The sequence below is a fragment of the Brevibacillus migulae genome (assembly GCF_004521915.1).
GTDB lineage: Bacteria > Bacillota > Bacilli > Brevibacillales > Brevibacillaceae > Brevibacillus_F > Brevibacillus_F migulae.
In genome coordinates this window covers 219,509-231,389 of the sequence record NZ_SDKD01000002.1, presented here as the reverse complement: position 1 = coordinate 231,389, position 11,881 = coordinate 219,509, and the positions used below count along the sequence as shown (strand labels likewise).

Below are 11,881 nucleotides of genomic sequence, written 5' to 3'. Positions count from 1 at the left end.
CGTAACGTGAATGTCAATCCACACATAAAAAAACGACCTGACGAATTCGCCAGATCGTTTGAATCGATCTCATTAGTGACGAGAAGCAGGCTCCGAGATTTCATACAGGGCCTCGCTCGCTTCATCATGGTGCACTTGGCGTACAGCCATGTCACCGATCGCCACAATGCCGACCAGCTTGCCGTTTTCAACTACCGGCAGACGGCGCACTTGATGCTGTGCCATGATGCGTGCTGCTTCATCTACTGTCATCTCAGGTTTCCCCAAAATGATGTCGCGGGTCATTACTTCGCTGATGGCCGCAGAGCCTTCACGTTTTTCAGCCAACCCACGAATGACAATGTCACGGTCGGTAATGACCCCGATCACGTCGTTCTTCTCATCGACAACCGGAATGATCCCTACGTTCCAATCGCGCATTTTCACGGCTACTTCATACACATTATCCTTCAGCGTCACCGTCGCCAAATCTTTTGTCATGATTTCACGCAATGTGCGGTTTTCCACTTGTGCCATGGGGAATCTCCTCCTTTACTGATGAACGTTCGTATTGTTTCCTCTCTCCGGTGCTTTCATGCATGGGAAATTGCCACGGCGCTTACTCACATATTCATTGCACTAAATCGTAAAACCTACTATCATAAGAAAGTGAAAGTTCTTCGTACATACGAAAGATCGACCTAGTTTCAAGGAGGAAGACTAAATGGTAATCAAGGAAACAGGGATCGGCAACAAAGAAGCATTCCTTTCCGATCTCGATCATGTCATGACTGAATTGGGATTCATCCGCTGGGCCTGGGATTACAACCATGCTACATACGATTGCAAATTCGAGGATAAGGCAAACGCTTACTACCTGCGTGTGGAAGGCAACGCGGTGAAAGGCAAGCTGGAGGATCCTCACACGCTTCTGAAGCTGGAAGAGCCTTATATGGGCAAAGGGGTATTCCCGCATGGACTGGAATATGAAACACCTGTTCCAGATCATATTTTGCAAGCCGCAAAACGAAAGCTGCAAATCCTTGCTGACAAACTGTCCCATCTGAGCGCGTAAGTCACACTCAGATCGGCGAATACTGGACTCACTACCAGACAGAGAGGAGCTACACCCTCTCTGTTTTCCATAGGAGGGATTTTTCTCCATGAAAACGCGCGGCGTGCCCGATTTTGTTCTGCTTATTTTGACCGCACTTCTGCTAGGCATCGGCGTGACGATGGTGCTTAGTGCCAGTTCGATTTATGCGTATACGGGCGTCTATACGTCCCGTGGCTGCGGGATTTGCAACGGGGACGAGCTGTTCTTTGTGAAAAAACAGATTATGTGGGCCGTGCTCGGGATTATCGCGATGCTGGTTGCCATGAACATTCCGTTTTCTTTTTATAAACGAAATTTTCGCTGGATCGTGGTAGGCAGCTTTGTCTTGCTCCTGCTCGTCCTGGCGGTTGGATCGGAAGGAAAAGGTGCGCAATCATGGTTTAAATTGGGCGGCGCCAGCATCCAGCCTGCCGAGATAGCCAAGCTTGGCATCATCCTTTATTTGGCCGCAATCATTGACAAAAAAGGCGACCGGTTCCGGCAATTCAAGTCCGGTTTGATCCCTCCGCTTGTGGTCACCGGCATCTTTTTTGTGCTGATTGCCATCCAGCCTGACCTGGGTTCGGCAGCAGTCCTGCTGGGTACCGCCGCTCTGGTCATGATCTGCGGCGGAGCGAGGATCTCCCATCTGTTCATGCTGACCGTACCGATCGGCAGCTTGTTTTTGGCAAGCTATGTGACGCTGTATTCCCACGCTTTATCTCGTTTGACGACCTTCATGGATCCATGGAGCGATCCGATGGGAGCCGGCTGGCAATTGAAGCAATCCTTGTTTGCCCTGGCGCATGGCGGTCTCTCGGGAGTGGGCTTTGGGAAAAGCGTGCAGAAATATTTGTATTTGCCGGAAGCTCACACCGACTTTATTTTTTCCATCATTGCCGAAGAGCTTGGTTTTATCGGAACCGTCCTGTTTTTACTGTTGTACATCCTGTTTCTCCTGCGCGGCTTGCAGATTTGCTTGCGCTGCAAGGATACCTTTGCCACGTTGGTTGGAGTAGGCATTGTCTCTATGATCGGCCTGCAAGCCCTGATCAACATCGGCGGGGTAACGGGGGCATTGCCTTTGACAGGGGTTACCTTGCCCTTTATCAGCTACGGCGGTTCTTCGCTGTTAATCACTTTGGTTTCCACAGGGATCTTGCTGAGTGTCTCCAGGGAAGTCAGCAAACAAAAAGCAGCAGCGAATGCGTAAATTCGTTTTAAAAGCCGTAAACACGAAAAAACGGTCAGTCACCCGATCCGGTGCTTCTGACCGTTTTTTCTTTTTGTTTTTCCTCATGCCAAAAATTCCACCCTGACATCGACCGCAACGACAGGGATTCCGGTCAAATGCTCGACGTCCGCCTTTACTTTTTTCTGCAACTCTCGGCAGGCCTGATCAATCTTAGTGCCATAACGCGTGCCAACGCGCAGCTCCAAGGTGATCTCTCCTTCCTCCACCTTGACCGAGATGTTTTTCCCTGACTGCTGAGCCCCTGTAAGTCGTTTGGCAATATCTTGATACAGATTGCCCGCCTTCAAGACAATTCCCGTTACCTCCTGCGCAGCCAATCCCGCAATCACGGCGACCACTCCATCGGCTACGCGGATTTCCCCTCGATTCCATTCCTCCATGCAAAGCCCTCCTCCGTCAGGCTACGATACATTCGGGACTGCGCCGCAGTACGGTCCACCGCCAATGTTCTCTCTATTTTCATTATAAGCATATCAGGCTTGGGTGTGAATCAACAGCTGTTTGTTCAAAGGATCAAGGGTCGGTGGAGTGGTCTGGACTTCTACCAAGGCGGGTTTTCCAGCCTGTAATGCCGTCTGCAGCCCCTCTTCCAATTGGCCCACATCATTGATGCGATAGGCATGTATGCCGCAAGCTTCGGCAAGCTTGAAAAAAGACGGATTCATCATCGAAGTGGCAAACGGAGTCATGCCAGCACGCTTCATTTTCACCTCTTCCAGCCCCAGTCCATGATTATTCAAGACAATCACCGTAATTGGCAGATCATATTCGACCATCGTCATCAGCTCACCGAGGGTCATCATTAATCCCCCGTCCCCGACAATGGCTACGACCTGCTTATCGGGAGCCGTCAGCTTGGCTGCGATCGCAGCTGGCAGCCCAAATCCCATCGTCCGCCATTTCCCCGAAAACAAAGGGACCTGCCCTTCCGCACGAAAGGCTCGGTTGAACCATATCGTATGCTCCCCTGTATCGAGGGTGACAATGGCGTCTGTCTCCACCAGCTGGTCGAGGGCTGTCATGACCTTCTGCGGCTTGACCCGCTCTTCGTTTGTCTGCGCGGTCTTTTCCTCGAGTTCTTTCATCCCTTCCTGATGAAGGGCATGAATGACGTAGCGCCAGTTTTCATCGGGTTCATACGCCTGCAGCCGATCCTCCAGGAATAAAACGGCTTCCTCCAAATTTCCGCGAACCGGTATCAGCTTTTCTGCCGCATGAAAGGATGACAGATTTTCATCGATTTGAATGATCGTTACATGAGCAGGGATGTACGAGCGCGGAAACCAGGTGGCGCCAAAAATCATAAGCAAATCAGCCTTGGCCAACGCCTCCAGCCCTGCATGATTGCCTCCTTCACCCAAGCCGCCTAACACCTGCGGATGCGAGCTTGCAATCGCTCCCTTTGCACCCAGCGACAGAAGGATGCCGGCCCCAAGCTTTTCTGCCAAGCGTTGGACAGACGAAATGCTCGACCTCGCGCCAACCCCGCACAGTATCATCGGTTTGCGGGCGCTGCGGGCGATTTCCGCCGCTTGGCTGGCCGTAGTCCGATCCAGCCGCACCGCCGAGTGAAGCGCAGGCAATGCGGAGATCACCGGATGATTCGTTTCTTGTGCCCATATGTCCTGACATACCGCGAGATGGGTGACCCCTTTTTGCTGCGCAGCGGTCATGTATGCCTTGTGCAAAACCTCTCCGATGGCACGCGGATCGGCCACTACCGTAGAGAAATGGGAGATCGGTGTGAGCATGTTTTCCTGCTGTACATACTGCTTGTATCCGCCGCCCAGCTTGTAGCTCTCGATTTGGCCGGTAATCGCGATGACCGGAACATGGTCTGTGTGCGCATCCGCCAATCCGTTCAGCAAATTGACGAAGCCAGGTCCGCTTGTCGCTGTGCATACAGCCGGCCTTCCTGTCAGCTTTGCCTCTGCAGAAGCCATCATCGCGGCAGACGCTTCATGCCTGCACTGGATGAAACGGATATCCATTTGTTTTCCGAGGACATCGAGCCATGGCAAAATGGCATCGCCTGCCACCCCGTATATGCGCCTGATTCCCCATTCCCGAAGCTGTTCCGTAATAAAAGCCGCGACTGTTTTTGCCTGCATGCGTAAGCCCCCATTCTTCATCCTATCTGAGGTTCATTTTGTTCAAATCGCCAACATTTTACACCAGCCATCATGGCGGAAATGGGCACAATAAGTCCCAATGAGACCAGTTGAAGGAGGCATTGGCATGAAATCGAGAAAAATCATGTATCTGTTTGTTTCCGTCTTGTTGATCGTTGCTGCCGTGTTCGCCATCGGGGCTCCTCAAGAAACCGATGCGTTCAGCAAAAGTATTGTGAAACAAGGGGCAACCGGTGCAGATGTGCGGGAGATGCAATATCGCCTGAAGCACCTTGGCTTCTACACCGGGCCTGTCAATGGGAGCTTTACGACACGTACCTACAACGCACTCCGCAACTTCCAATATGAGTTTGGTCTCAAAGTCGATGGCATACTGGGCAGCAAGACGAAGCTAAAACTGTACAACGCTACGAAAAATTACCGTCCGACAGCCGAAGACTTAGGAAAAGCGAATGCGGGGAACGCTTCTACCGTCAAAACCGAGAGTGCAAGGGGCGGGTATTCGTCCAATGATGTGCGCTTAATGGCCAACGCTGTTCATGGTGAAGCACGCGGGGAGCCGTATGTGGGACAAGTAGCCGTAGCCGCTGTTATTTTGAATCGCACGCACAGCCCTGGTTTTCCTGATACTCCGGCAGGCGTGATCTTTGAGCCGAGGGCCTTCACTGCGGTAGCGGATGGGCAAATATGGCTCACGCCCAACGCGACATCGAAGAAAGCCGTACAGGATGCGATCAAGGGATGGGATCCAACCGGCGGTGCGATCTACTACTTCAACCCGGATACCGCCACATCCGCCTGGATCTGGAGCCGGCCGCAAATCAAAAAAATCGGCAAGCATATCTTCTGCCGATAGAGAACCCGCACGAAAAATTGGCACGCTTGGATGATCAAGCGTGCCGTCTTCTTCCTTCGTTATTTTTGATTTTGCATATGCTGCGCCATCTTGACAAAACGTTCTTCACTTTCGGTGGTGCCGCAAATGCCGCATTGCACCAGGAAGGAATCGCCTTTGTAGGGCTGGTGAAACGCATCCAATTGCTCCTGCGCCACCTCGGTTACCACCTCTCCTGTCTGCGGATTGAGTCGCACGTAATGCGGAGTCTGTTCAATGATCGTAAAACGCATACGATTCGATTTACAGGTTGGGCAGAGATATGGTTGTGTCAATGTTTGTGCACCTCCACGACAAGTCTCTTACCTTTCTAGTGTGTCTTAAGACGCTTGTACTATTCCGACTTCGGGACTCCCTGCTCGTTTACTTGAAAATTACGTGACATTTTCTGCTTGTTTTTGTAAACTAAATACCATGCTAAAAGTGCTAATAAATGGTAATTGAGGTGAACTCATTGAATCAGCGTTTGTTTTTTACCCTGATCGGTGCGAGCTTGATCTTGGCCGCCTATACCCACTTTTTTACTCACAATGAATTTCTCAAGTTTGGCGCCGCTGCCCTTGCTATCGTTGTACTGGCAGCATGGCTGGGCAAATCGACGGAAAGCGTGGCCCATTATGCGGGAGACCGTGTCGGCGGTTTTCTCAACGCGACCTTTGGGAATGCCGCTGAGTTGATCATCGCCTTTTTCCTTGTGAAAGAAGGACTCTTCGATATGGTGAAAGCCTCTATCACCGGCGCGATTATCGGGAACATGCTTTTGGTTCTCGGCTTGAGCGTTCTGTGCGGAGGACTCAAATTCAAGGAACAGACCTTTAACGGGCGCCTGGCCGGACACAACTCTTCCCTGATGATGCTGGCACTGGTGGCTCTGTTTATCCCCGCCGTTTTCATGCAGGGATTGGAGACGCCGAAGATTAATACATTAAGCGTCGTGATCGCTGTCATTTTGATCATCGCCTATATTCTCTGGCTCATTTTCTCCATGATGACGCATAAAGAGTTTCTCTCGGATATCGAGCCGCATGATACAGAAGCCACCTGGTCCAAGGGCGTATCGATCCTCATGTTGACATTGTCAACGATCTGTGTGGCTTTTGTTTCCGAATGGCTGGTACATAGCGTGGAAAAAGTTTCGCACGATCTGGGTTTATCTGAGCTTTTCGTCGGGGCATTCGTGATCGCGATCATTGGTAACGCTGCCGAGCACAGTGCAGCGCTTCTGCTGGCGATGAAAGGGCGCATCGGTGCTGCCGTGGAAATCGCCATCGGTTCCAGCTTGCAGATTGCTCTCTTCGTAGCTCCAACGCTTGTCCTGATCAGCCTGCTCTTCGGCAATCCGATGAACATCGTGTTTACAACCTACGAGCTTGCAGCGATAGCGGTAGCTACCTTTATCACGATCTCCATTTCCCGGGATGGTGCCACCAACTGGTATGAAGGTGTGCTGCTTCTAGGTGTCTATATCATTTTGGGTACCGCATTCTTTTTTGCATAAAGAAAAGCGAGGGATTGATTATCCCTCGCTTGCTTGTTTTTGTTTCTCATATAATTCAGCCAGCTTGCGTTCAAGCTCATCGAGAATATCCCGACCAACCTCATCTTCGATCAACCCTAATCTCACAGCAAATTCCACTTCACGGGAGAGGCCGAACATCTGTGTATCCAGCACCTCTTCATACAATGGACATTGCGGCATGGTGAGGTTTTCCATCTGTACATCAATCAGCTTGTATATCTTATCCGCATCGGCTCGCAACAATGCTAGTGCCTTATTTTCCAAGTCGGGAATACTTAATTCTGCCAAAACCTATCCCTCCGTTTGCCACATCCTTATCTTCCATAGTACGCGATTGTCGCCTATTTGAAAAGAGGAAGTGACCTGCCTAGCTGCAATTCGATATGTACGAACCGTTAAAAAATGCTGAGATTCCACAGATTGGACAGCTCTTGAAGCAATTTTACCCCTGCCAGCGAGTTTCCTTTTTCATCGAGGCCGGGGCTGTAGACGCCGATCCCCATCTGCATTGGGACCGTTGCCATGATTCCTCCCGCCACCCCGCTTTTCGCCGGGATACCTACCTGGATGGCAAATTCACCAGAGGCATTGTACATCCCGCATGTCACCATGAAGGTCTTGCAGATCCCCGCAATCCTTTCATCTATCAGTCTTTCACCCGTTACGGGATGAGCGCCGTCCGCTGCCAATACACTGGCCATCCATGCCACATCTTGGGTATTGACCTCGATCGAGCAATGGCGAAAGTAAAAATCGAGCGTATCCTCGACATCGCCTGTCAACACTCCGCTGTCCTTCATGAAATAGGCAAGAGCGCGATTTCGATTGGCAGAATTTTTTTCCGAAAGATAGACGGCATGATTCACACAAATCTCTGGATTCCCCGTCATTTTACGCAGCAGGGAAAGAATCCGCTCCGTTCTTTCTTCACAGCCATTGCCCTTGACCATATCGCATACAACGATTGCCCCGGCATTAATCATCGGATTCAGCGGCTTGTGCGGCTTAATCGCCTCCAGTTTCATGATTGAATTGAATGGATCTCCGGTCGGTTCCATCCCCACTCGCGAAAACACATATTCACATCCGTGATCAGCCAATGCGATGGCGAGTGAAAAGAGCTTGGCAATGCTTTGCAGGGTAAAGCGAGTTTGCGTATTCCCTGCTGCAATCACGCTGCCATCCATGAGCACGACGGCTGCACTCAGGTGGTTCGGATCGCTTTTGGCTAATTCCGGGATATAGCTGGCTACTTTGCCTTCTTTCACATGCCGGGAAGCTAGAATCACCGCTTGCTCCAGCTGTTCTTGATAGCGCTGTTGAATGTGTTGTTTCGTCTCGATTCCGGTCATCGCAGTCCGCCTTCTCATATCGTCTTTGGTGCACTTGGTTCTGACTTTTCGTTTGCGGTGTCCGCACAGGTACAGTACAATAGGACTGGCATCGTTTGGAAAGGGAGGAATCAAGCATGGCTGATACCATTTTATTTAAAGGAGCAGTCTCCTTTGCGATAACACTGGACCCCAGTGTCTGGATTTTCGATGAGCGCAAATTTGATCTGCAAACCTATCAAGGTGAGGAATTGCAGGATATTTTCGACGTGAATGATAACTTGGAAGGTACCGGTTCCCAATGGGATAAAGAATTGAAAGAAGGAGCCACACCCCCATCCGAGAAAAAAAGCATGATCGAGCAGCGAAAGGCCCTGCAAGGTGACTACGGGATGCGGCTTGCCCCGTTCATCGAAAACGCACAGCCAGCCCCATCTGTGACGAGCATGCGCATTTGGCGCGAACATGGCGAACCAATCACACTGCCGCTTGCTGACGCGAAACGTGCATTTTTACAGTTCGCCAAGGAGGGGAAACCGATTCGGGAAGGCGGTCCTGCCCTCTTCTATTTACCGGAAATGTGGAGGGAAAAAAAGCCGGCCATCGATCATATTGTGGCTTTTGAGTTTCTGGAACATGCATAAAAAGGGACGGAGAATCAGCTTTGGCTGAGACTCCCTCCCTTTTTTTATGATTTCCACCAATTTTCAAAAACGGTCAGCACCGGACGACGCTTATGCTCTGTCTTCAAATACCAGTTCTCAATTTTTTGTCTGCTTTCATCCTTTACTTCTTTGCCTTCGAGATAATCATCGATCTCCTCGTACGTGACGCCAAGCGCTACCTCGTCGGGGAGCTGCGGCTTGTTTTCCTCCAGATCCGCTGTCGGGGCTTTGCGGTACAGATGCTCAGGGCAGCCAAGCAGCTGCAAAAGCTGTTTTCCCTGCCGCTTGTTCAAGCGATAGATCGGGGCGATATCGCAGGCGCCATCGCCAAACTTCGTAAAGAAACCGGTAATGGCCTCCGCAGCATGATCCGTCCCCAGCACAACGCCTTTGTACATACCTGCCAGTGTATACTGGGCTTTCATCCGCTCACGGGCCTTTTCATTTCCCTTCAGAAAGTCAGAAACCGGTTGCCCAGTCGCCTCTTCCATCGTCTTCACACTGGCATCCACAGCCGCTTTGATATTCACCGTCACGACCAGACTAGGCTGGATGAACTTGATCGCGTCCTGGCAATCGTCCTCATCCCGCTGCACGCCGTAGGGCAAACGCACAGCGATAAACTTGTATTTATTCGATCCCGTCTCGGCGTTCAGCTCATCGACGGCGATTTGCGCAAGCTTGCCTGTCAGTGTGGAATCCTGCCCGCCTGACAAGCCAAGCACCATCGATTCCAGAAACGGATGAGCCAGCAAATATTCTTTCAAATAGTCAACAGAACGGCGGATTTCCTCTTGCGGATCGATAACCGGCTTTACTCGCAATGCTTCAATGATTTCACGCTGTAAATCTGTGATCATATCCATCTATCTCCTATCCAATGCAGATTGGTATAACCGATGCTCCCGAATGTAATGGTAGCAGGTATCCGGGAGTAAATAACGAGGTTCGCCCCCGCGCGCAAACTCTTCCCGGATATAGGTGGAGCTGATCTCCATCGCCAAGCCTTTGTCGATCAGGTGAAAGCGCGTGCCATCGTCATGGTTGCGCAATAAAGGGCTTTGCGAGATGGCTTTGAGCATATCGATGCCTTCACGCGCCATGACGATGAATTTGTTTTCGGCAATCAGCTCTTCCCGATGCTTCCATCTGCGCGATGGGTCTGACGGGTGATCGATATCATATAGCAGATCAGCACCCATAATAAAATACAGATCGTCCTCAGGAAATTTTTGCTTAAAGTAGCGCATGGTGTTTGCCGTATAATACGTCCCGTCCACGTTATCCATCTCGTAGCGGTCTGCACAAAACTTCGGATGATCTTGAATGGCCAGCTGCAGCATGTTCCACCGGTGCTCCTTGCCGGTCTGCAGCTCTTTATCCGTCCGCTTATCCGAGCACGGCAGAAATATCACCAGATCCAGCTTGGCGCGATGCGCGATGGTACTCGCCGTCCAGAGATGCACATTCGTGATTGGATCAAATGATGATCCGTAAATTCCGATCTTCCTCATACCCTGCCCCCCAGCATCGGCCTATTTACGCTTGGCCACCTGCTTGCGTACCTCTTCCATATTTTTCATCTTATTATCCCAGCATTTCTGGCTGAGGTCGACCGGATATTCCTCCGGATTCATCGTGCGCTTGTATTCTTCCCATAGGAGATTTAAATTTTGTTTGGCGAACGCCTGAATCTCGTATACATCCGGAAAATCGTAGACGACCCGGCCGTCCACAATCACGTCATGGTGCAGCTCTCTCGCTTCAAAATCCGTGACAAACTTGCTGATAAACGTATGGATCGGGTGAAACATTTTCAATTTCTCTTCCTCTTGCGGATTTTCATCTTCCATCGCGATATAGTCGCCTTCCGAATGATGATTCATCTGGTTGATGATCCGATAAACCCGCTTTAGTCCCGGCGTTGTTACCTTTTCCGGATTGGCGGAGATTTTGATCGTGTCTACCATTTCACCCTGATCGTTTTCGATGGACACCAGTTTATACACCGCTCCCAAGGCAGGCTGATCATAGGCGGTAATAGCTTTTGTTCCGACTCCCCATGCATCGATTTTGGCTCCCTGTGCTTTCAGATTCAGAATCGTGTATTCATCTAGGTCATTGGAAGCAAAAATTTTGGCCTCTGTATACCCCGCTTCATCCAAAAGCTTGCGCGCTTCCTTCGACAGATAGGCCATGTCGCCGCTATCAAGCCGAATCCCCGCAAACAGATGGGCGATGTCCAGCTCCTTCACGACCCGGATCGCATTCGGGATGCCGGAGCGCAGCGTATCGTACGTATCTACCAGAAAGACACATGCCTTGCCATGCTTTTTCTGGGACATGGCGTATTGGGTGAAAGCCCGATATTCATCTCGGTATGCCTGCACCAGCGCGTGGGCGTGGGTGCCGGATACTTTCAGGCCGAATCGTTTCCCGGCGCGTACGTTGCTGGTGGATTCAAAGCCGCCTATCACCGCTGCGCGCGTCCCCCACAGCGCCGCGTCCACCTCGTGGGCCCGCCGCGTTCCAAATTCCATCACCGGAGCGTCTCCTGCCACTTGTTTGACGCGGGAAGCTTTGGTTGCAATCAGCGTTTGGAAATTGATGATATTGAGGATCGCCGTCTCGATCAATTGCGCTTCGGCAAGCGGTGCCTCGATCCGCAAGATGGGTTCATTGGCAAACACCATCTCCCCCTCGCGCATCGATCGGATCGTCCCGGTAAAGCGCATGCCGCTCAAGTACTCCAGGAATGCCTCGTCGTACCCTAGTTCATCCCGCAGGTAAGCGATATCGCTCTCGGTGAAGGAGAAGCTCCGCAAATAGTCGACGACCCTTTCCAATCCGGCAAACAAGGCATAGCCATTGCCAAAAGGAAGCTTGCGGAAAAACACTTCAAACACGGCTCGGCGGTTGTGCATCTGATCTTCCCAATAGGTTTGCGCCATATTGATCTGATACAGATCGGTATGCAACGCCAAGCTATCATCTTTGTATCGAGTCATT

General features: G+C 51.0%; 14 protein-coding genes. 5 read left to right on the top strand and 9 right to left on the bottom strand.

Translation table 11 applies throughout. The features are described 5' to 3' along the window. Positions 1-72: 72 nt before the first annotated feature. Entirely contained in the window at positions 73-516 is a 444-nt protein-coding gene (locus EIZ37_RS03255) for a CBS domain-containing protein (protein WP_134683124.1), read from the bottom strand. A 187-nt stretch (positions 517-703) separates the two neighbouring features. On the opposite strand from EIZ37_RS03255, the gene EIZ37_RS03250 reads away from it, so the two are divergent. Next, a complete protein-coding gene (locus tag EIZ37_RS03250; RefSeq protein WP_134683123.1) occupies positions 704-1,054 on the top strand; it encodes a YugN family protein in 351 nt (116 codons plus the stop codon). 88 nt (positions 1,055-1,142) lie between these two features. Beyond that, positions 1,143-2,288 (top strand): putative lipid II flippase FtsW, encoded by a 1,146-nt coding sequence (ftsW, locus tag EIZ37_RS03245; protein WP_134683122.1) that lies wholly within the window; start codon positions 1,143-1,145, stop codon positions 2,286-2,288. 83 nt (positions 2,289-2,371) lie between these two features. On the opposite strand, the gene EIZ37_RS03240 is transcribed toward ftsW, so the two are convergent. Further along, positions 2,372-2,710: an Asp23/Gls24 family envelope stress response protein gene (locus EIZ37_RS03240; RefSeq protein ID WP_134683121.1), complete on the bottom strand. Its 339-nt coding sequence runs from the start codon at positions 2,708-2,710 to the stop codon at positions 2,372-2,374. Between the two features lie 93 nt (positions 2,711-2,803). Then, positions 2,804-4,441: a thiamine pyrophosphate-binding protein gene (locus EIZ37_RS03235; protein WP_134683120.1), complete on the bottom strand. Its 1,638-nt coding sequence runs from the start codon at positions 4,439-4,441 to the stop codon at positions 2,804-2,806. Positions 4,442-4,568: 127 nt separating this feature from the next. Here EIZ37_RS03235 and sleB point away from each other — a divergent pair, with 127 nt between their 5' ends. Next, positions 4,569-5,318 carry a spore cortex-lytic enzyme gene (sleB, locus tag EIZ37_RS03230; RefSeq protein WP_134683119.1) on the top strand — a complete coding sequence of 250 codons (750 nt, stop codon included), beginning with the start codon at positions 4,569-4,571 and terminating at the stop codon, positions 5,316-5,318. 59 nt (positions 5,319-5,377) lie between these two features. Here sleB and EIZ37_RS03225 read toward each other — a convergent pair whose 3' ends face one another. Beyond that, the gene (locus EIZ37_RS03225; protein ID WP_134683118.1) at positions 5,378-5,632 is read right to left on the bottom strand and encodes a hypothetical protein; all 255 of its coding nucleotides are present in this window, start codon (positions 5,630-5,632) and stop codon (positions 5,378-5,380) included. A gap of 179 nt (positions 5,633-5,811) precedes the next feature. Here EIZ37_RS03225 and cax point away from each other — a divergent pair, with 179 nt between their 5' ends. Continuing rightward, positions 5,812-6,855, top strand: coding sequence for a calcium/proton exchanger (gene cax / locus EIZ37_RS03220; protein ID WP_134683117.1), 1,044 nt, complete (start codon positions 5,812-5,814; stop codon positions 6,853-6,855). An 18-nt stretch (positions 6,856-6,873) separates the two neighbouring features. On the opposite strand, the gene EIZ37_RS03215 is transcribed toward cax, so the two are convergent. Both EIZ37_RS03215 and glsA read right to left on the bottom strand, forming a co-directional pair. Beyond that, on the bottom strand, positions 6,874-7,164 hold the full coding sequence (locus tag EIZ37_RS03215; RefSeq protein ID WP_134683116.1) for a YlaN family protein: 291 nt from the start codon (positions 7,162-7,164) through the stop codon (positions 6,874-6,876). A gap of 107 nt (positions 7,165-7,271) precedes the next feature. Further along, entirely contained in the window at positions 7,272-8,228 is a 957-nt protein-coding gene (gene glsA, locus EIZ37_RS03210; protein ID WP_134683115.1) for a glutaminase A, read from the bottom strand. A 116-nt stretch (positions 8,229-8,344) separates the two neighbouring features. Here glsA and EIZ37_RS03205 point away from each other — a divergent pair, with 116 nt between their 5' ends. Beyond that, positions 8,345-8,851 carry a molybdopterin-binding protein gene (locus tag EIZ37_RS03205; RefSeq protein WP_134683114.1) on the top strand — a complete coding sequence of 169 codons (507 nt, stop codon included), beginning with the start codon at positions 8,345-8,347 and terminating at the stop codon, positions 8,849-8,851. Between the two features lie 44 nt (positions 8,852-8,895). On the opposite strand, the gene nadE is transcribed toward EIZ37_RS03205, so the two are convergent. The 3 genes from nadE to EIZ37_RS03190 are packed head-to-tail and all read right to left on the bottom strand — an operon-like array spanning position 8,896 to position 11,880. Further along, positions 8,896-9,732: an ammonia-dependent NAD(+) synthetase gene (nadE, locus tag EIZ37_RS03200; protein WP_167568652.1), complete on the bottom strand. Its 837-nt coding sequence runs from the start codon at positions 9,730-9,732 to the stop codon at positions 8,896-8,898. A 6-nt stretch (positions 9,733-9,738) separates the two neighbouring features. Beyond that, positions 9,739-10,386: a nicotinate (nicotinamide) nucleotide adenylyltransferase gene (nadD, locus tag EIZ37_RS03195; RefSeq protein ID WP_134683112.1), complete on the bottom strand. Its 648-nt coding sequence runs from the start codon at positions 10,384-10,386 to the stop codon at positions 9,739-9,741. A gap of 21 nt (positions 10,387-10,407) precedes the next feature. Beyond that, positions 10,408-11,880 carry a nicotinate phosphoribosyltransferase gene (locus tag EIZ37_RS03190; RefSeq protein ID WP_134683111.1) on the bottom strand — a complete coding sequence of 491 codons (1,473 nt, stop codon included), beginning with the start codon at positions 11,878-11,880 and terminating at the stop codon, positions 10,408-10,410. Position 11,881: the final 1 nt, after the last annotated feature.